General features: G+C 42.3%; 23 protein-coding genes. 10 read left to right on the top strand and 13 right to left on the bottom strand.

Translation table 11 applies throughout. From position 1 onward, the window contains the following. Positions 1 to 5: 5 nt before the first annotated feature. From MKY20_RS14130 to MKY20_RS14115, 4 genes are read left to right on the top strand one after another with little or no spacing between them, the layout of a single operon-like run. Positions 6 to 2132 (top strand): MMPL family transporter, encoded by a 2127-nt coding sequence (locus MKY20_RS14130; protein ID WP_251175285.1) that lies wholly within the window; start codon positions 6 to 8, stop codon positions 2130 to 2132. Positions 2133 to 2174: 42 nt separating this feature from the next. After that, on the top strand, positions 2175 to 2846 hold the full coding sequence (locus tag MKY20_RS14125) for a response regulator transcription factor (protein WP_009333763.1): 672 nt from the start codon (positions 2175 to 2177) through the stop codon (positions 2844 to 2846). After that, on the top strand, positions 2843 to 4237 hold the full coding sequence (locus MKY20_RS14120; RefSeq protein ID WP_251175284.1) for a sensor histidine kinase: 1395 nt from the start codon (positions 2843 to 2845) through the stop codon (positions 4235 to 4237). The genes MKY20_RS14125 and MKY20_RS14120 overlap by 4 nt, the downstream gene beginning before the upstream one ends. Positions 4238 to 4243: 6 nt before the next feature. Continuing rightward, a complete protein-coding gene (locus tag MKY20_RS14115; protein WP_009333761.1) occupies positions 4244 to 4642 on the top strand; it encodes a hypothetical protein in 399 nt (132 codons plus the stop codon). Between the two features lie 52 nt (positions 4643 to 4694). Here the strand turns inward: MKY20_RS14115 and MKY20_RS14110 are convergent, their stop codons facing one another. The 12 genes from MKY20_RS14110 to MKY20_RS14055 all read right to left on the bottom strand — a co-directional run bounded on the left by MKY20_RS14110 (position 4695) and on the right by MKY20_RS14055 (position 13991). Further along, the gene (locus tag MKY20_RS14110; protein WP_251175283.1) at positions 4695 to 5588 is read right to left on the bottom strand and encodes a class I SAM-dependent methyltransferase; all 894 of its coding nucleotides are present in this window, start codon (positions 5586 to 5588) and stop codon (positions 4695 to 4697) included. A gap of 408 nt (positions 5589 to 5996) precedes the next feature. Next, positions 5997 to 6416 (bottom strand): arsenate reductase (thioredoxin), encoded by a 420-nt coding sequence (gene arsC / locus MKY20_RS14105; protein ID WP_251175282.1) that lies wholly within the window; start codon positions 6414 to 6416, stop codon positions 5997 to 5999. A 28-nt stretch (positions 6417 to 6444) separates the two neighbouring features. After that, entirely contained in the window at positions 6445 to 7740 is a 1296-nt protein-coding gene (locus MKY20_RS14100) for an arsenic transporter (protein ID WP_284521739.1), read from the bottom strand. Between the two features lie 14 nt (positions 7741 to 7754). Further along, positions 7755 to 8099: an ArsR/SmtB family transcription factor gene (locus MKY20_RS14095; protein WP_009333757.1), complete on the bottom strand. Its 345-nt coding sequence runs from the start codon at positions 8097 to 8099 to the stop codon at positions 7755 to 7757. 525 nt (positions 8100 to 8624) lie between these two features. Then, positions 8625 to 9122 (bottom strand): arsinothricin resistance N-acetyltransferase ArsN1 family A, encoded by a 498-nt coding sequence (locus MKY20_RS14090; RefSeq protein WP_009333756.1) that lies wholly within the window; start codon positions 9120 to 9122, stop codon positions 8625 to 8627. A 13-nt stretch (positions 9123 to 9135) separates the two neighbouring features. Beyond that, positions 9136 to 10386, bottom strand: a complete 1251-nt coding sequence (locus MKY20_RS14085; protein WP_251267091.1) for an MFS transporter — start codon at positions 10384 to 10386, stop codon at positions 9136 to 9138. Between the two features lie 23 nt (positions 10387 to 10409). Further along, positions 10410 to 10619, bottom strand: coding sequence for a hypothetical protein (locus MKY20_RS14080; protein ID WP_034296789.1), 210 nt, complete (start codon positions 10617 to 10619; stop codon positions 10410 to 10412). A gap of 39 nt (positions 10620 to 10658) precedes the next feature. Further along, positions 10659 to 12038 (bottom strand): FAD-dependent oxidoreductase, encoded by a 1380-nt coding sequence (locus tag MKY20_RS14075; protein ID WP_251175281.1) that lies wholly within the window; start codon positions 12036 to 12038, stop codon positions 10659 to 10661. Positions 12039 to 12110: 72 nt separating this feature from the next. Beyond that, positions 12111 to 12560, bottom strand: coding sequence for a MarR family winged helix-turn-helix transcriptional regulator (locus tag MKY20_RS14070; protein WP_009333752.1), 450 nt, complete (start codon positions 12558 to 12560; stop codon positions 12111 to 12113). A gap of 121 nt (positions 12561 to 12681) precedes the next feature. Continuing rightward, positions 12682 to 12996 (bottom strand): DMT family transporter, encoded by a 315-nt coding sequence (locus tag MKY20_RS14065; RefSeq protein ID WP_009333751.1) that lies wholly within the window; start codon positions 12994 to 12996, stop codon positions 12682 to 12684. After that, positions 12996 to 13331 (bottom strand): DMT family transporter, encoded by a 336-nt coding sequence (locus MKY20_RS14060; protein ID WP_009333750.1) that lies wholly within the window; start codon positions 13329 to 13331, stop codon positions 12996 to 12998. Before MKY20_RS14060 ends, MKY20_RS14065 begins: the two co-directional genes overlap by 1 nt. A 75-nt stretch (positions 13332 to 13406) precedes the next feature. Beyond that, positions 13407 to 13991 (bottom strand): TetR family transcriptional regulator, encoded by a 585-nt coding sequence (locus tag MKY20_RS14055; protein WP_251175280.1) that lies wholly within the window; start codon positions 13989 to 13991, stop codon positions 13407 to 13409. Positions 13992 to 14183: 192 nt separating this feature from the next. On the opposite strand from MKY20_RS14055, the gene MKY20_RS14050 reads away from it, so the two are divergent. Beyond that, positions 14184 to 14918, top strand: a complete 735-nt coding sequence (locus MKY20_RS14050; protein ID WP_009333748.1) for an SDR family NAD(P)-dependent oxidoreductase — start codon at positions 14184 to 14186, stop codon at positions 14916 to 14918. Between the two features lie 97 nt (positions 14919 to 15015). On the opposite strand, the gene MKY20_RS14045 is transcribed toward MKY20_RS14050, so the two are convergent. Beyond that, positions 15016 to 15765, bottom strand: coding sequence for an SDR family NAD(P)-dependent oxidoreductase (locus MKY20_RS14045; RefSeq protein WP_251175279.1), 750 nt, complete (start codon positions 15763 to 15765; stop codon positions 15016 to 15018). A 75-nt stretch (positions 15766 to 15840) separates the two neighbouring features. Between MKY20_RS14045 and MKY20_RS14040 the strand changes: the two genes are divergently transcribed. The 5 genes from MKY20_RS14040 to MKY20_RS14020 all read left to right on the top strand — a co-directional run bounded on the left by MKY20_RS14040 (position 15841) and on the right by MKY20_RS14020 (position 20014). Beyond that, positions 15841 to 16347 carry a PadR family transcriptional regulator gene (locus tag MKY20_RS14040; protein ID WP_019382358.1) on the top strand — a complete coding sequence of 169 codons (507 nt, stop codon included), beginning with the start codon at positions 15841 to 15843 and terminating at the stop codon, positions 16345 to 16347. A 244-nt stretch (positions 16348 to 16591) separates the two neighbouring features. Continuing rightward, positions 16592 to 17782 carry a CynX/NimT family MFS transporter gene (locus MKY20_RS14035; RefSeq protein ID WP_071155768.1) on the top strand — a complete coding sequence of 397 codons (1191 nt, stop codon included), beginning with the start codon at positions 16592 to 16594 and terminating at the stop codon, positions 17780 to 17782. 269 nt (positions 17783 to 18051) lie between these two features. After that, complete coding sequence (locus MKY20_RS14030; protein ID WP_192908854.1) at positions 18052 to 18561, top strand: COG4315 family predicted lipoprotein; 510 nt, start codon at positions 18052 to 18054, stop codon at positions 18559 to 18561. A gap of 129 nt (positions 18562 to 18690) precedes the next feature. Continuing rightward, entirely contained in the window at positions 18691 to 19275 is a 585-nt protein-coding gene (locus tag MKY20_RS14025; RefSeq protein WP_009333743.1) for an RNA polymerase sigma factor, read from the top strand. After that, positions 19265 to 20014, top strand: coding sequence for an anti-sigma factor (locus MKY20_RS14020; RefSeq protein ID WP_009333742.1), 750 nt, complete (start codon positions 19265 to 19267; stop codon positions 20012 to 20014). Before MKY20_RS14025 ends, MKY20_RS14020 begins: the two co-directional genes overlap by 11 nt. Positions 20015 to 20051: the final 37 nt, after the last annotated feature.

The raw sequence follows: 20051 nt of genomic DNA, 5'->3' as shown, positions 1-20051 counted from the left end.
TTCATGTGAAAAAACTGCTGCATTCGATTACAGATTGGGTTTCCACCAAACGGGGGATGTGGATTACCATTATTGCCTGGCTTGTGCTGATGATTGGCTTAAGTGCAGGTCCAAAGCTTGGCGATTATAAAACAAATAATTTCCAGTCACTTCCTGATGAGGCGAAATCCATTATTGCCGAAAATAAAACCGAGGAATATTTTCCAAACAAACAAGGAACTCCGGGCATCCTGGTTTTCCATAATGAAAATGGCGAGGTTGATATCGAAGAAGCTAAACAGATATTAGAAGGGATCACGCTTGAGGACATCGATGGAATCAAGACGATTATCGATATCAGCAAGCTTCCCCCTCAAGCCTTAGGTTCTTTCATTTCTGAAGATAAGTCCACGATGATTGTGCCGATGGAGCTTGAGAACGGGCTTGGCAATGACCAGTATGCCGAAATTAACGACCTTGCTTCTGAAGCTGGCAATAACATTGCAGAGGATCTCGAGAGTACTGCATTTTATATCACTGGCCCAGCGGGTATAGCGGGAGACACGGTTAAACTTTTTGAACAGGCGGACTTTGTTCTCCTGATTGCCACCGTTCTTATCATTCTTGTTTTGCTTATAGCGATTTACCGCTCACCATTGCTTGCAGTCATACCGCTTCTGGCAACGGCGATTGTCTACCAGGTCGTAAACCAGAGTATAGCTTTGATGGGTGCTGGCGGACTTGAGGTTAATAACCAGACAACCTCGATTATGAGTATTTTGCTGTTTGCTGCTGTCATTGATTATTCATTATTTGTATTCTCCCGTTATCGGGAGGAGCTCAACCATTACGAAAACAAATATATAGCGATGAAGCATGCGATGCGCGCAACAGGCGAGCCTGTGTTCTTTGCGGGCGGAACCGTTCTTGCTGCCATGCTGGTTCTGTTCTTCGCGGATTTCCGGGATTATCAGAACTTTGCTCCTATTTTTGGAACAGCCATGTTTTTTATCATGCTCGCGTCCGTAACGCTGGTTCCTGCTTTATTCACCCTGTTCGGGCGTAAGGCTTTTTGGCCGAAAGTTCCTCAGTACGGAACGGAAACGGAAGTTAAACATAAAGTCTGGGGACCGCTTGCCAGATTCGTAGTGAACAAGCCTGGCCTCTCAGGCGGAATGGTCGGCATTTTTATGCTCATCACAGCGCTTAATATCTTTAACCTTGATTATGAATTCGATATGGTTAAAAAATTTCCGGATGACCTGCCATCCCGTGTCGGCTATGAAATAGTAGAATCCAGATTTGACAAAGGAGAACTGGCTCCTTCGACACTTCTGGTTGTCAGTAATCAAAAATTGGATGAAACAGATGCCAGTGCGATAACTGAGAAGCTGCAGGGATTTGATGAAATTGCTTCTGTCCGCCTGTCAGCACTTTCTGAAGACGGCAAGGCAGCTAAAATGAGTGTCGCTTTATCCATTAATCCCTATTCGACTGAAGCCTTAGCCTTTATGGAAAATTTGCGTGACGACACACCGGAGCTGCTGCAAGAAGCCGGTTTGGAAGCTGAATCTTACTACAGCGGGGTCACTGCGAAAATAGTGGACGAACAGGATATCAACAACGGTGATATAATAAAAATTGTTCTGCTTGAGACGGTTCTGATTCTTGCGCTGTTATTTGCGCTTACGAAATCTGTAAAGATGCCGATCTACATGATGGCAACCATTCTGCTCTCATTTGTCTCAGCTTTAGGACTGGGGATATTCCTTGTTGATGTATTATTCGGCTTTGAATCCATCAGTTCCCGTGTTCCTGTCTATTCATTCATTTTCCTTGTAGCATTGGGGATTGACTATAACATCATTCTTGTTTCAAGGTTTATCGAGGAAAGGAAGACACATAGAGTCAAGAACGCTCTTGAAATTGCCATCCGGAATACCGGAGGCGTCATTTCTTCTGCCGGCCTCATTCTGGCTGCTACATTTGCGGCCCTGATGACCATGCCGATAGCGGACTTATTCGTTTTTGGATTCATTGTTGCCATGGGAATATTGATTGATACCTTCCTTGTTAGAGGGATGCTGCTTCCAGCATTAATTCTGTTTTTCGAAAAAGACAAGGAGACTTCCCGGCAAAAAATATCGGAATAGAGAGAGGGTCCCCTCCCTATTCCTCTGTGAGGTGGCCCTGATATGAAGATACTTGTCGTAGACGATGATGTGAATATACAGAAACTCGTCACAATCCATCTAAATCGTGAAGGCTATCAAGTCCTGCGCGCAAACAATGCACAAGAAGCACTAGCACTTTTAGAAGAACAAACCGCAGATTTAGCAGTTGTCGATGTCATGATGCCTGGTATGGACGGTTTCGAACTCACCAGGCTTCTGACTAATGACTTCGGAATCCCTGTTATACTCTTAACGGCGAAGGGGCAGCTGGGTGATAAGGAACAAGGCTTCTTATCCGGATCTGAAGATTATATTGTAAAGCCGTTTGAAGTGAGGGAGCTCCTTTTCCGGGTAGCCGTGGTGTTAAGAAGGGCTGAGCGGGCAATGGAAACAGTCATCAAAGCCGGAAACCTGTTAATGGACAGAAAAAGCTTTGAAGTGGAAATCAATCAGGAGACCATCCTTTTTCCATTAAAGGAATTTGAGCTGCTGAGCTTACTTTCGGCACGAAAAAGTAAAATCACACAGCGGGCTGCATTGATCGAACAGGCTTGGGGATCGGATTACGAGGGCAGCGAACAAACTTTAAATACCCATATCAACCGAATTCGCGATCGTTTGAAAAAATATGGCGCAACCGTTGAAATCCAGACTGTTCGCGGTATCGGTTATAAGCTTGAGGAAATAAAATGAAAACCCTATACCGAAAATTCATTGTAGCCACAATTGTGATTCTAGCCATAAGCATCGTGCTTTCCTTCATTTTAACCAATTGGGTCTATATGACTTCGACAAAGGGGAAAATCGACCGGCAAAATGTTGTGATTGCAGAGGAAATTGCTCATGGCCTGGAAAATATGCATTCCTCTGGTCCTGCTTATGAAACTTACTTAAATTCCATGAGCAAGCTCGGCTATCAGCTCTATATCGTGACGGAATCGGGTGAAGGGGAATTCTTCGGGCAGCCGTTTAATAAGACCGAATTGCCTGAGGAAGCTGCCAAAGTGCTGACCGATCAGGAAGTTTATCATGGGATGGATAGTTTTGCAGGCCAATTTCTGCTGATGGGGCATTTTTCAAACGATCTTGAAAATACCGTCGGTGTCCCCTTTACCATGAACGATCAGAATTACGGGCTATTCCTTCGCCCGAATAATAAACTTCTTTTCTCGGACATTCATATGATTTTCGCATGGTTCTTTGTCGCCATTGCCGTTGTCAGCATCACCGGAGTAATTTGGTTCGCCAAGCATCTCATTAAGCCGATAACAAAACTGACGGAAGCCACCAGGGAAATCACACGGGAGAATTTTAACTTCCCGCTGAATATTGCCCGCAGGGATGAAATCGGACAGCTGGCAGAAAGCTTCAGCCGCATGCAGGAACAGCTGCAGCACAATGACGAGGCCCGCAAGTCATTCATCAACAATGTATCTCATGACTTTCAGTCCCCTCTTATGAATATTCAAGGGTATGCAGAACTTCTGCAGACACAGAAATTGTCTGCAGAAGAACACTTCGAATATGTACAGATTATCGATCAGGAGTCGAAGCGGCTCTCCAATCTGACCAAACAGCTTTTGCTTTTGACTTCTCTTGACCAGAAATCGTATCCGATGAAGCTTTCGGATGTGAAATTGGACGATCAGATCAAGGAAACCATCCGCAGACATCAATGGCGGCTGGAAGAAAAAGAGATTGAGGTTTCCTACAAGCTTGCGCCTGTCATTTTCAAGGGAGATCCGGAGCTCTTGGTGAATATCTGGGACAACCTGCTGACGAATGCGATAAAATATAACTCTCATGGCGGAAGTATTTTAATCAGCCTGTCTCAAACTGAATCATCGATTGAAGTTGTTTTTAAAGACACCGGGACCGGAATATCCGAGGATGCGATCAGCCAGATTTTCGACCGATTTTACCGGGTGGACTCAGCAAGAAAAAAAGATGGCACAGGACTCGGGCTTTCGATTGTGAAACAGATTATTGAACTGCATACTGGGGAAATCAGGGCAGTCAGCCAGGCTGGCAAAGGAACCACCTTAACCATTACATTTTTCAGGGAGAAACATCGGGAGGAATAAAAAACTATGGAACAAAAATGGAGCATCAGATTAATAAGATTTGCAGCCATCTTTGGCATTATCGGGACCTACCTTGGATCGCATATGTCCGGGCAAATGGATTATTCTTTAAGGCCTATTCATGCCCACATCCTGCTCGTAGGATGGCTTTCCGTATTTGCATGGGGAATCTTTTATAAGGTATACCGAGTAAAATATAAAAAGCTCGTTGCCATTCACAGCATACTTGGAATGGCAGGAGCACTCGGATTGACAATCGGAATGTGGATGTACACATTAAATCCGTTTAATTTAGGGGATACCTTTGTTCTGGTCTTCTTCATCGTTGGCGGAACCTTGCTGCTGCTGGCCTTTGCACTGTTTGTGGCGATTACCTTTTTGACTGAAAAAACTTCGGAACGCTGAGTTAAAAGAGCCATGCAGTCCTCTTTGGGGGCTGCATGGCTTTTTTAGTCAGCTATTCAGCTATAAAGCTATATACAGATAGAGGCTTAACTTCTGTTGATTCTGCTACCGTTTTCAGCATCGAAACCTCGGATTGCAGGAGATCTGTTAATTTCTCAGGCAAATTCTTTATCCCCTTTATTTCATCGTTAAAGTCCGTCAGCACCTTATCTATTTCCCAAAGGCCGTCCTGCAAATCAGGGGAATCTATGTTAGAATCTTTAATGATTCGCCATCCTGCTTGTTCCGCAATATCCCTCAAATCGCCAGGAGTCAGCAGGGTTCTCACATTAGAATCACTTTCTTGTTTAAAGGCTTCATATTGTGCCTGAATGAGGATCGATAATAAATGCGGATATTGTTCGATTGTGTTTATATCGGTGTTCCATTCTGCAAAACAAAGCTGCTTTCCCCATTTTTTTACCTTTTCGAGGATCCTTAAAAGCTCGGCAGAAGATTTCGTGTACCATGAACAGTGGGAGAATACGATATAATCATAGAAGTTTTCCTGAAATTCCACATTCTCAGCTAAAATATCTAAATTAAAATCTATTTTGATCTGCTTGCCGACTTTGGATTGGTTCAGGTATTCAGCCGATTCACCGAGTGAAACCGGACTCCCGTATTCAGGTGAAGCAGAATCAATCCCATGTACAAATCCCTTTTCACCAGCATAGGCAGCCAGCACCGCGGTTGTATCTCCCTGTCCGCATCCAATTTCAAGAATTTGGCTTTCAGCTTTTATACCCCAGAAATCCACAAGCTTTATGCGATGCCTCGTCTGAACCATCTGTACTTCATATGCCATTTTGCCCGCTGCCATGCAGTCAACAATAGCCTTTATTTCATTTTCATTCATGGGTTTATTTGTTCCTTCTTTTACTTCGATGCTATGACTATTCCGCAAGAATGTGCTAAATTCCTCCTGCAGCTTAGGTTTTTGATCCGATTTCACCTATCTCTTAAAGAAAATAAAAAAGGACCCTAAAGGTCCTATTTCTAACAGCATCTTCCCGTATTCCCGATCATCGAAATCCCGCTTCCGTTTCCGCTTCGCTCTAAAACAAGGTCTTCGGTGTTTGGTTCAATAATAGGGTCAATTGCTACTTTGATTTCATTGATTGTGACAATAATATCATCTGCTGCCGGCTCATCCAGAGCCAGTCCTATTCTTGGCTGTCCTCAGCCATAGCCATCAAAAAAGATGCGAATGCTGCTGGCATTTTGTTCTTCCAGCATTTTTCTTAATTCATCACGCGCATTGTCTGTGATTATCATGTTTGTTCCCTCCCTTGAATGTTTTTTAGTATATTATTTACTTTCCTGTTTCGGCAAATGTTTTAATGCGGCTGCCAATTTCATCACGGACACGCTGGAAAAAAGCCCATTTTTCTGCTTCTGTTCCTTCTGCTTTTGCAGGGTCATCAAATCCCCAGTGCTCCCGCTTCACATGAGGAGGTGTCATCGGGCATTTATCAGCTGCGTCTCCGCAAAGCGTTACAACCAAATCAGCATGATTCAGAATCTCAGGATCTATGATATCAGAAGTCTGATTGGAAATATCAATTCCTGCTTCTTTCATTGCTTTTATAGCGTTAGGATTCAAACCATGTGCTTCGATCCCCGCACTATAAACCTTCCATTCATCACCTAAATGCTGCTTGGCCCATCCTTCTGCCATCTGGCTGCGGCATGAGTTGCCTGTGCATAGGAAGTAGATTGTTTTTTTAGTCATGTTGAATTTCTCCTTTTAGGTAAGTTTTTTAAAGGATCTGCAGCCAAATATATAGACCGGCTAATGTTATAAATAATGTTGGAATGGTTAATACAATCCCTGTTTTAAAATACGTTCCCCATGAGATTTTTACTCCCTTCAGGGACAATACATGAAGCCATAGCAAGGTTGCCAGGGAACCAATCGGCGTGATTTTCGGGCCTAAGTCAGATCCAATCACGTTCGCATAAATAAGGGCTTCACGCATGATTCCGCTTGTATTCGTATCAGCAATGGCCAGGGCATCAATCATAACGGTTGGCATATTGTTCATGACAGATGAAAGGATGGCCGCAATGAATCCCATTCCGATCGTGGCTGCAAATAGTCCCTGGTCCGCTGTCATTTGAATTAAGTCTGCCAATACATTTGTAAGACCCGCATTTCTTAATCCGTAAACCACAACATACATGCCAATTGAAAAGAAAACGATCGCCCATGGAGCACCCTTGATGACAGTACGCGTATTCACAGCCGGGCTTCTTCGCGCCATAATCAGGAAGAAAATGGTTATAATGCCTGCAATGAATGAAACGGGGACACCAATCCATTCACTTGCAAAATAACCAATTAATAAGATGCCTAAAACAAGCCAGGACAATCGGAACATTTTGCTGTCCCGAACTGCTTCCGCCGGTTCCTTCAAATGAGATAAATCATAATTTTTTGGTATGCTTTTTCTAAAGTATAGGAATAAGACTAAAATGCTGGCTGCCAGCGAAAAGAAGTTCGGAATAATCATGCGGGACGCATATTCCACAAAGCCGATGCCAAAAAAGTCAGCTGAGACGATATTGACAAGGTTGCTGACAACCAATGGCAGGGACGTTGTATCCGCAATAAATCCGCTCGCAATGATAAACGGAAAAACCAATTTTTCTTCAAATTGAAGGTTCCGGACCATTGCGAGGACGATTGGCGTGAGAATGAGTGCCGCTCCATCATTCGCAAAGAATGCTGCGACAACCGCTCCCAAAATGGACACGTAAATGAACATCTTCACTCCGCTGCCCTTTGCCGCTCTCGCCATATGTAAAGCGGCCCACTCGAAAAACCCGATTTCATCTAAAATAAGAGATATAATGATGATGGCAATAAAAGTTAATGTCGCATTCCAGACAATTGAAGTAACATCTATAACATCATGGAAGTCAACCACACCGGCAATTAAGGCCAGGATGGCTCCACCGCATGCTGACCAGCCGATGGATAGCCCTTTTGGCTGCCAAATGACTAATATGAGGGTGACCAAGAAAATCACCGATGCTAAAATTATTTGAGTCAATGTGTTCTCCCCTCTTACTCACAGGAAATTCGCAAACCCTGTTCTTTCAATTTTTCTAATAAATAATCTTGGCTTGGAAGGTGATCGAGCACAGTCTGAACCAATGGGTAGTATTCACTATCCTGATTCAATGAATAAATAATCCACTGACCTCTTCTGGTTTCCCTTACCACTCCTGCATCTTTTAGTTTCCTGAGATGCTGGCTAATGGCCGGCTGGCTCATTTTAAAAATTTCCACAAACTCACACACACAGCATTCATGGTTATTTAAAAGTTTGACCATTGTGAGCCGTGTTTTATCGCCTAATAATTTTAAAATGGATGATGCTTTGTCGATTTCAACTGTGGACACTTCCATGATCTTTTCACCCCCGCTTTGCACATATTAATATATAATGATTTACTTATATAAGTAAATGCTTTTTTTCTTATTTACAAAAACTTTACACATATAGTTTGCTTTTTTTACTTCAGCTCATTCATTTTGGTTTGCTGGTTTTGACAAATGAGCTTATTGGAACAGAGCCGTTTTTTTGTGCGGTTGCCTTACTTAAGGCTTTTTCGAACAAGGGGATTTTACTATGAAGAAACTGACTATAGATAGCACTCCGTTCCTTCGGACAGGCGAGGAAGAAATCTGAGAGATCATGTCTGAACCTTGTCCCAACTTCGGACTGATTAACAGGAATTCCGGCTGATTTTGTCCGAACCTTATCCAACTTCGGACCGATTAACAGGAAATCCGCGAAATCCTGTCCGAACCTTATCCAACTTCGGACAGATAAACAGGAAATCCGGGAAACCCTGTCTGAACCTCTTCCCCCTCCGAACTTTTAAGAAAAAGCCAACAAAAAAACGGCTAAACCAATAGCCGCACCTTTAATTAAAGCAGTTTTTCCATAGCCATCACATCGACAAACTCTCCATCCAAAACACCCTGGTTTTGAAATATGCCTACTTCACGATACCCCATTTTCTTGTACAGTCCCTGTCCAAGTCCATTAAATGGAAAAGTAAACAAGACCAGCTTATGAAACTTGTTTTCTCTTGCTTTCATTTCGAGAGCAGAAAGCAGCTTCCCGCCTGCTCCCTTGCCCCTGAATGCTCTGGAGATATAGACTGATAGATCTGCAACTCCATCATAAGCACAGCGGCTGCTATACGGATTCAAGGAAGCCCAGCCAATCACTTGATCCCCTTCTTCAGCGGCAAGCACACTATATCGGCCTTGATGCTGTTCAAACCAGTTTGTCATATAGGAAAGATCTTTTGCGTCTGTTTCCAATGTAGCGATGCGATCTTCTATTCCCTGATTATAAATCTCCAGAATATCCTCTAAATCTGTCTTTCTGGCTTCACGAATAACAGTTTCACTTATCATTTCTGGTCCCCCGCTAATAAGATTCATAGATCTCTTTTTTTATACATGTGTTTAACCTCTTTGCTAACAACATCCAAATCGCTGCTAAAATAATCAGTATGATCGAACCGCCCCAATATAAAAATGTAAAACCCGCCTCTAACTGTATTAATATGTAACTAAGCGCCGGGCCTAAAGCTGCCCCCATATCTTGAGAGATTGAGTATATCGTAAGGAAAGATACAATGTTTGCAGTCTTTGCTGTGTCCAGTGCAATCGTGTCCAGAATGGTAGATAAAATTGTAGCACCGGCCATTACTAAAAGAGTAACGGCTATCCACAGCTCTAATGGAAGTCTAATGGATACCATGCCAAAGACAACCCCTGCAAAAATCAGGGACACAATAAAAATCGGCAGCCTCCCACGCGCTCCATCAGACCAATGCCCCACTGTCCTTCCCAGAAAAGGTTCCCATGTCCACCTTACCGCTTGAATGATGCCTGATAATAATGTAACACTGACAACCACATTCCATATTGATATATTCTCTCCGTAAAAATGTTCAATCAAGGAACTAAGTGTGGATGTCACTATTCCTTGATATAACATGGCAATTAGAAAGCCTGAAACAATTATCGATGCTTTATATCCGGCCTTTCCAATGAAAGGCGTCTCTTTAGCCATTCTATCTTTCTTTTCAGGAGTTTTCACATCCTGATTTATTTTAGAAATCAGCATTAAAGGCAGCCCCAATAGGGACAAAAACCCAAATGCAATTGAAACCGTTCTCAAACCTATAACCGGAACGAACAAGCCCCCAATCAGCATTCCAACCAGGCTTCCAGTACGGTAAAGCCCGTTATATAACCCCATGGAACTTCCCCGCTTATTGTTATCCGCATATACGGCAACAGCTGATAATCCGCCTATTCGAAAAAATGACCAGGCAATCCCCCATAATGCACGGAGGATCACCCATGCCGCAAATCCTTCGAAAACACCATAACAAATCGTTGTGAATCCGCCTAACAGAACAGCAACGATCAGGCCAGCCTTTAATGAAATATGTTTATATATCCAGCCTGCAATTGGATTAAAAGGCAATCGTATGAAACGGTTTATGGATAGGAGCACACCCACTTGCCAAATTGAATCAAGGCCTGCAGTTTCCCAATAGACAGGCAAGGCAATATAAAGCATGGAATCTCCTAATAGACTTAAAGCTGTGACGACGGCGACTATTATAATAGGCTTTGAAGATAATTGATCTTTAATAGTCACCATGATTCATCCTCTCCGGAGTTTTCTTAATCATTGGGATGTTTCATTAAATCCCGATAAGCCAAAAGAAATTGTGTATACGTTTCCTGCCCCATTTCACTTTCGCGCAATCGAAACAGCCTTTCAAAGGTTCTATCTTTGGCTTCCTCAACAGAACATCCAAATGCATTCATGAGTAATTTCATATATGAAATAAAATATTCTTTTTTGAGCGATCCAGCATGATTGATGGTCATTGGCATCACCTTTATTAGGGAACTAATTCTCCCCTTTATTTAATTGCAGCAAGTAGAAGCAGGTTCATCACAGGAACTTTTTAGATTAACGCTGCAAACACCCGTTTCCGGCAAATCGAGTTCCACTTTTTCTGCAGCGGCGAAATCACCGCTTAGATAAGCTGCCACTGACCTAACCTGCTCATAGCCTGTCGCCATCAAGAAGGTTGGAGCACGGCCATAGCTTTTTGAACCCACGATATAAAAATTCTTCTCAGGCTGTCTTAACTCCTTTTCTCCATGGGGGCGAACTGTACCGCAGCTATGAATATTAGGATCAATTAATGGTGCCAAAGCTTCTACACTTTCAGTTGCAGAATCTATAGAAGTACGGAGTTCGTTTATCATTGCAAAATCCGGACGGCTTCCTGTATTGACAATCATTTCATCGATTCCTTCCAGGCTGCCCGGCTTGCCGTTTTGGCTGCCTATTAACTCGATTCCCGTTTCTGACTTTTTGACCAGCTGGATGCGAAATGGAGTAATGGCCTCCACTTGGCCGTTATCAACCAATTGGCGGATTCTGCTTCCGAGGCGGCCGCGTGCTTCAAGTGCATCTTTTTCTTCTCCTCCGTAGGAATCCTCAACCTGATTCCTTCTCATAATCCATAGAATCTCTGTTTCAGGATAGGTCTCTTTCAATTCGGCTAAATCCAGCAAGGCATTAATGGCTGAATGGCCACCCCCGACAACTGCTATCCGTTTATTCCTATAGCGCTGCTGCTCACTCCCTAATATATCGGGTATTCCATAATATATTTTCTCCTTCAGCTGCTGTTCTTCTGCCAGCCAAATTCCGCTTGACGAAGCTGGATTAGGATTTCCCCAGGTGCCTGCAGCATCTATTACTGCTTTTGATTCGTATGTTTTGTACTCTCCATTCTCCTCAGCATGGATAACAAAGGGAATATTTTCCCGGTTTGCGGTTTTCATTTTATCGGTGTCTTTTCTGCCAACTGACAAAACTTTCGTATTTAGGTGAATGAAAGGCTTTATTTCAGGTAACCTGGACAGCGGCTTGAGATAGTGTTCAACAAGCTCTTCCCCTGTAGGCAAAGCTTCCAGCTGCGGCTGTACCCAGCCATTGGCGCTTAATAACCTGACAGCCGCTTTATCAATATTGTACCGCCATGGTGAGAATAACCGAATATGACCCCAGCTTTTAATATTGGCTCCTGCTTGCTTCCCTGACTCCAGCAAAATAAATGATTGCCCCCTGCTTGCCAGATGTGCAGCTGCTGCCAGCCCAACCGGCCCCGCGCCAATTATAGCCACAGGCAACTCTCTTCCATCATCCCTATTTAGCGACGCCTTTTCTGATACATCTTTCTTAGACGTGCAGCACCCTTTGACAACAAAAAGATCATTCTGATTCGTCATGCTCTCTCCTCTTTCTCCAAATTAGGATTGATTGCTTTTACTTGCAATATACAAGTATTATACCCAGGGGATTCACCCCTGTATTGGCTTACAGCATGCACTGGACTTTGCCATTGCATTATTTAACAAATGAATCGAGCGGATGACTGTTTCTTTTTCAAACTCATTCATTTGTGAAAAAACCTCATGTAAAAATGAATTCATCTGCTGATCTATTGAACCTGCAATATATTTGCCTTCTGCAGTCAGCGAAAGAATACTGATTCTCTTATCAGCAGGATCCGGTGTTTTCTTAACTAAGTTCATCTTGACTAAAGATTGAACCTGCCTGCTGAAAGTAGTAATATCCGTCCCTAACGTATCTGCAATCTGCTGCATGGAGGGGTTATGCTGATTGTCAATCTCATAAAGAATATGGCTTTGAATGAGGGAAATATCGCAACCGCCGACATTGCAGCAATTTTTATTGAGTAAGCCAAAACGGCGCGTCATTACTTGAAACAAACTGCGAAGATTTTCCATTATTTTCACCTCTTGGTTACAGTATAGTTCTTTTAGTTGTATTTTGCAACTAATTTCTTTTTCAAAAAAACAGACCATCACTTTTAAGGTCTGCTTCTGATATTAATAGCCTAAGGAGTTCTTAAGATGTCATCCCCAGTCCAATAACACCAACTAAGATGAATGCCAGGGATAAATATTGCTTATAACCAAATTTTTCTTTAAACCAAAACAAACCAGCCAGCGTAATGCCAATGCTCCCCACTCCTGTCCAAATAGCATAGGCCACACCGGCTGGAATCCTTTGCATGGCCATAGATAAACAGAAGAAAGAGAAAATAAAACCAACTGCCATTATAACGATCGGCCATTTCTTTCTCGTTCCATCCATGTATTTCATGGCAATTGTAGCGACCACTTCTTCTATGCCCGCCAGAATCAATAATCCCCAAGCCATTATAATTCACCTCTCACTTCAGTGTTTTCCTGTTTCGTAAAAGTCTTCATGCCAATGATCCCTGCCAATAATATCACCAGAAAAAATACTTGAGTTACCGAAAAAGGCTCCCCCATGATCACACCTAAAATATAAGTGCCTACAGTTCCAATCCCGACAAATACGGTATAAGCTGCCGCAACAGGAATTACTTTATATGAGCGAATCAATAGTATAAAGCTTGCTGCTATCAGTACAGTGGTAATCGTCCATTCCAGAAATGAATCTGCATATTTTAAACCTGAAGCCCACATCACTTCAAGGATGCCGGCTGTAAATACTAACATCCATTTCATTTGCTCTCAACTCCTTATGAATGACAGTCAGTCATTTTTATTTAAAGAAAAATTATTGGAAGCAGTCCAATAATTTTAGTCCGTGATTAATGATTTCCTGATAAATTTAAAAAGCTCTTCCTTATAAACAGTCAGGGACTCATCCCGCTCGCGGCCAATATAATATCTTTCAGCAGCATTTTCGATAAGGTTAATGATGGTCCTTGAGGTCCACTTCACATTAATGTCTGGTAAAATTTCTTCTTTTTGAACCGCCTTGCTGATTTCAACCTCAAGCCATTCGTAATATGGCCGGTATACCTCTTCCCATTTTTCCAGGGAATGGTTGACAGCAAGCCCTGAGTATACAAGTACGATGATATCTTTATGTTCATCTGTAACCTTAAAGGTCTCATCAATGACGGCATCTAAAGTGCTCCAGAAGCTTTCTGCTCCCTGCACCTTCCTCTTCATCCGATCCAGTATTTTGGTGAGAAGTGAATTGGCGATCGCAGGAACCAAATCACTTTTTGAAGAAAAATATAAATAGAACGTTCCCTGAGCAATGCCTGCTTTCTTAACGATCTCTGATACCGAGGATTTTTCAAGGCCTTTTTCAGAAATAACCTCAATAGAAGCGTTCAGTATTCTACTGTATTTATCATCCGGCCGATCCTGCATGTATATATCCTCCTTGTTCAAAGTGACTGACTGTCATTCATTATACCAATCCTTTCCCTTTCTATCAAGAATAATGAAATGTCCCTTAAAACTTGTTATTTTCCCAGAACTAATTACTTTGCGCAAAGTATATTTTCGATTATACTTAATTTGCAAACGCATTTTAAAAAGATACATCAAGGGGGAATTGTAATGGGTAAATTTGATAATAAAATTGTATTGGTTACTGGCGGAGCATCTGGAATGGGAAAACGAATGACTGAGCTTTTAGTCGAAGAAGGCGCTTATGTTATTGCAGCGGACATTAATAAAGAGCTCTTGAACGCTGTCAGCCAAAATGTTTCAGTGGAAGGCAAATTGCTGAATGTCATGTCAGAGGATGATTGGAAAAAGGCAGTGGAAGAAATCGTTGCCGATCATGGAAGAATCGATGTTCTTATTAATAATGCCGGCATTTCAAGCGAGAAGCATATGGATGATGTGACCATTGAAGATTGGGATCTTATGATGCGCATAAATGGTTTCGGGCCATTTGCAGGAATGAAGCATGTATTGCCGCAGATGGTCAAACAGCAAAGCGGTGCAGTTGTGAATATTTCAAGCTACACAGCCATGGTGGGGATGGGGACAAACACGTACACTGCTTCAAAAGGTGCTGTCAGAGCCATCTCCAGAGCGGCAAGCACACAGTATGGCCGTTTCGGTATCAGGGTTAACGCCGTCTTCCCTGGCGTCATTAAAACGCCAATGACAGAAAACCTGTCAGAATCCAGTGAAGTGCTGCAAAGATTAATTCAGGCCACTCCGCTCCAAAGACTTGGTGAAGCGGATGACGTGGCACGCGCTGTATTGTTCCTTGCTTCAGATGATTCTTCATATATTACAGGAGCAGAATTAGTTATTGACGGCGGCTTTTCTGCACAATAGAAAAGCGGAAGGGTCTTTAAGCCAGACAATTAACTAACTTCAGAGCAGGTAAGCCTATCTCAAACAAAGAAACTGTCCAAGGAGACAGTTTCTTTGTTTATGTTAACTTTTGCGTTCCGCCGTCTACCATTATTGTCTGTCCGGTAATATAAGAGCTGCTTTCGCTGCTTAAGAATACAGCCGCTTCCCCAATATCCTTTTCCGGATCCCCCATGCGGCCAAGCGGAATTCCATTGAGTACCTGCTCATATTGATCAGGGAAGTTCTCGCTCCAATTTTTCACGCCTTCAGTATAAGCGATTGGTGAGATTAAATTCACATTAATCTGATCCTTAGCCCACTCATTTGCAACGGTTCGCGTCAAACCGCGAATCGCTTCTTTTGCAGATCCATAGGAAGCCTGGTTAACCTGGCCCGAAATACCGGCACCTGAAGCAAAGTTAATCACGAATCCTTTATTTTTCTTAAGCTGTTCGTATGAGGCTTGCATTAAATGGACAGTAGGGTAAAATCCTGAATTAAAGGATAATTCAAAGTCTTCCAGTGTTGTATTCACAAATGGCATCTGTCTGGAAACATGCGCGTTGTTGACAAGGATATCCAATTTTCCATACTGTGAGATAGTCTCCTGCACAAGCTCTACGGCATTTTCCTTCCGGGATATGTCTTTTTCAATAAAAAGAATCGATCCAAACTGGCGTAATTGCTTTACAGCCGCTTCTCCGGCTTCCCGGTTGATATCTGCAATCACAACGTTAGCGCCATGTTTCAGCATGGCAGTAGCTATTCCCTTGCCAATTCCGCCGGCACCGCCTGTAATTAATGCAACTTTGTCCTTTAGATTCATATGATCTCCTCCTCACCTTTATTATAAATCATTCATTACTTTGTACAAAGTAATAATTTAAAAGGAGCTGCTATTATGTCCATGCAAATCGTGATTCTCGGTCTTTTAAAAGAGAAAGAATATCATCCATATGAAATGAAAAAAGTTATTTTAGAACACAAATGGGATCAGCTATTCCCCGTTACGGACGGCAATTTATATCATGCCATCCGCAAACTAGAAAAACATAAGTGGATCCAGGCGGAAAAGCGGGAACAGGTGAATAACCGGCCAAACCGCACTGTCTATCAAATTACTGAAGAAGGAAAAAATCAGCTTTCAGAAGAGATCATTGAGGTGTTTAAAAAACGGATGCCTGAACCTCGTTCCCTTTATCCAGCCCTATTATTTATCGAATCACCCGAAGTCCCTGCAGCAGCAGAGCATATTAAATCCTGGATCTCCGATCTGAAGACAGAAAGTGAAGTGAAGCATGATTACCAAGACGTCATTCCGAACCTGATCCAGGAGCATTATAAAGGGTTAAATGAGTTTTATATGAATTGGCTTTCTAAAATTCTTGATGCATTAGAATCAGTATAAAAATAGAAGCAAGGGGTACCTCCCCTTGCTTTTTATATATCCGGCTGTTTCCTCAGATTTATCCCCATCTAATAAACTGTAAAAATATTGCCATTTTGCTTAAAAGCTATGTACTTTTAGCTCAAAAGCAATTATACTATTCTGAATATTGTCTTTTCGTTACGCGAAGGATTTTCGAAATACCTTTAAGGAGTGTCTTTAGTTGAGAAGTTCAGCAAAATTTGATTCAAAAACCTTTTTCCTGATGGCCGGCATTATTTTTGTTGCTTTTAATTTACGCCCTGCGATTACATCAGTTGGGCCATTGATCGGAGCAATCCGGGATGAAACGGGAATTTCCAATGGTGCAGCAGGCCTTCTGACTACCCTTCCGCTCGTTGCCTTCGCCCTGCTCTCTCCTTTTGTTCCGAGGATTGCCCAAAAGCTTGGAAGTGAATGGAGCATTCTATTGGGTTTGACTATTTTGGGATCCGGCATTGCTGCACGTTCTGTAGGGATGCTTCCGCCTCTGTACATAGGAACTATTTTAATAGGTTTAGGCGTAGGTCTTTGCAATGTGCTTCTTCCTGGAATGGTCAAGGAAAAGTTTCCGCAGAAGGTTGGCCTGCTTACAGGCATTTATACATTTTCAATGGGGATTTGTGCAGGGCTTGCGCCAGGATTCAGTATCCCGATTGCAGAAGATCTTGGCCTGGGATGGAGGCTTTCACTTGGTGTATGGACCATCTTAATCCTTATCGCCATTATTGTCTGGCTTCCTCAGATCAGATTGCGAAAGAAAAAAACGGAAGCACCTAAAGGTTCTGCACCAAAGGGTTCTATCTGGTCCTCACCCATCGCCTGGCAGGTCACACTGTTTATGGGATTGCAATCAATGGTCTATTTCAGCACCACCACCTGGCTCCCCGAAATTCTTCATAGCCAGGGGCGGGAAATCGCTGCTGCTGGATGGATGGTAACAGTTTTCCAGTTTTCAGGACTCCCTGTTAATTTTATTATTCCGGTTCTTGCCGATCGGCTGCCTAACCAAAAGGGGATTGCTCTTGGCATCGGCATTTTCACTTTTGCCGGCATAACGGGACTCCTGATGAATATCAATGCCATCATCTCTAACATCAGTATTGTTCTCCTCGGGATTGGTCTTGGGGCTGCAATCAGTCATTCCTTAACCCTGATCGGCCTTCGTGCTGAAAATGCCAAACAGGCAGCCAGTCTTTCAGGAATGGCACAATCGGTCGGCTACCTGCTTGCCGCGGCAGGACCGATACTCATCGGCTCACTGTATGACCTGTTTCACTCCTGGACCGTTCCACTTATCTTCCTTATGGCCATTACTGCCATCTTTACTATTTCCGGAATTGGGGCAGGGCGTAATCAATTTGTTTTGCAGGATAAGCACAATAAACAGGATAAAACTGCTTCAACTATTGCATAATGCAAAAAAACAGCAGCCGGTTCACATAAGACCGGCTGCTGTTTCATTAGTATTATTTCCCCTGACTCATCAGCGCACTCAAATCAGGCTAGTCAGATTAGAAAGTTATATACAAATATAAAATTGTTAAATTTATCAATGCCACAATACGCGTTGTTGATTCCGCCCTGTCTTAAGGAATCTTAAAAAATTTTAAATTTGTTTAAAACCGTTTACCCCTCCCCTGCGTTACCTGTATTTGATAAGAAAAAATAACGGAGGGATTAAACATGAAAACAAAAGTTTATTTTTGGACAATTCTTTTAGCTTGCATACTTTTTGCAGGATGCAGCTCTCAGGAAAAACCAGAAAGCACAGGTACAAAAGAACAAGCACAAGAAACAACAACAGCGGTTAACAACGAGTCAGAAAAAGATCTTGCAGAATCGGATGCGAAACTTCAACTGATGGAAAACAAAAAAATTGGTAAATATCTTACAGATGCTAAAGGTATGGCACTTTACTTCTTTGCAAAAGATCAGCCAAATACATCAAATTGCAGTGGAGATTGCCTTGAAAACTGGCCTGCTTTCTACTCTGAAGATTTTGCCGTTCCGGAAGGATTTAATAAAGAAGACTTCGGAACGATTACTCGCGCTGACACTGGTGAGAAACAAACGACCTACAAGGGCTATCCGCTTTACTACTTCGTAAAGGACGGAGCATCTGGTGATGTAAAGGGACAAGGCGTCAAAGATGTTTGGTTTATTGTTAACAGCGAAACATCATTTGCACAATAATGGATACTGCCGAAGGAACTGCCTGGTTTATCGGCAGTTCTTTTTTTCCTCCCCTATCAAATTTTCCCGTCAATCTATGTTAACATCTATACTAAATAATTTCGTTTAACAAGGGAGCGATTTCCGTCAATGAAGTCTAAGTCAGATGAAGAACTAATAGAATTAATTGTTCAAAATCATCGGCCAGCACTTGAAGAGCTATATGACCGATATGTAAAGCTTATTTATAGCTTCTCCATAAAAATAACCAAAGGCGATACGGAAAAAACGAAAGAAATTGTTCAGCAGGTGTTCCTTCGGCTTTGGACGACAAAAAGCACCTATAATGCATCCCAAGGACAGTTTGTGAACTGGCTTCTCACCATAACTCGAAACATTTCCATAGATCTCATCCGTAAAGAACAAAAATATAAAGGAACGGTCCAATTGGAGCTTGAGGACTGGCAGCAAATGCAAGGTCTACCAGCTGATGATGTACAGCAGCAAGTTACCAGAAATCAGCTAAAACAGCAGATTCAAGAAGCAAAACGACATCTCTCTGAACCTCAGCAGCGCCTGATCAACTTATTATATTGGGAAGGGTACTCCTTAAGTGAAATTGCAGAACTTGAACAAAAGCCGCTGGGTACGATTAAAAGCCGCCTGCATCAGGCCTTAAAGAAACTGCGGAATAATTTCAGCGGGAAAATAGGAGGTGTTCGGCATGGAGAATAAATGTGATAATTTATCTTTATATATTATAAATGAACTTAATAACCAAGATAAAAAACAGTTCGAAGACCATCTGCTAAAATGCGCAAAATGCCAGCAGGAACTGAAATCTATACAAGAAACATGGCAAATGCTTTCTTATGATGTAGAAGAAACAGAGGTACCGGAATCATTGAAGTCACAAGTGATGGATTTTGTCTTTGAAGAAAATAAATTTCTTAAACACGAAGAAAAAATAGAAGCCGAACCGATTAGCTTTAAAGAACGAATTTTATCAGTTACCAAAAGGCATTTCTCACCCCTATCCACTGCTGTAACAGCTATTTTAATCATTTGTTTAATTGGGTTTTATTGGAACAGCCTTCAATTGAAAGATACTATTAAGTCATTAGAGAATAAAGCTGCTGATCCGACACAAATTGTTACGACTTATTCCTTAACAGGGCAAAGCTTAGCTGCTTCTGCAACCGGCAGCGCATACCTTCTTCAGGAAGGTACGGAAACAAGTCTTGTCATTGCCTTGAATAATATGCCTATTACGAAGGGTAATGAGGTTTACCAAGTATGGCTGTTAAAAAACGGAAACCGGCAAAGTGCTGGCACTTTGATACCTGATCAAAACGGCAGCGGACTTATCACCTACCGCCTGCCTCCAGAATATTCGTTTGAAGATATTGGGATTACATTGGAACCTAATCCGTTTAACACTCAGCCGCAAGGACAAAAAGTGCTGGGAACCTAATATAATGAAATAAACCTGCCCAATAAAATTTAGGGCA

Origin of the sequence: Cytobacillus sp. FSL W8-0315 (assembly GCF_038002905.1) — a bacterium.
GTDB classification, from domain to species: domain Bacteria; phylum Bacillota; class Bacilli; order Bacillales; family Cytobacillaceae; genus Cytobacillus; species Cytobacillus pseudoceanisediminis.
Note: the sequence above shows the minus strand (reverse complement) of the source record. Positions and strands in the feature narration are given on the sequence as shown.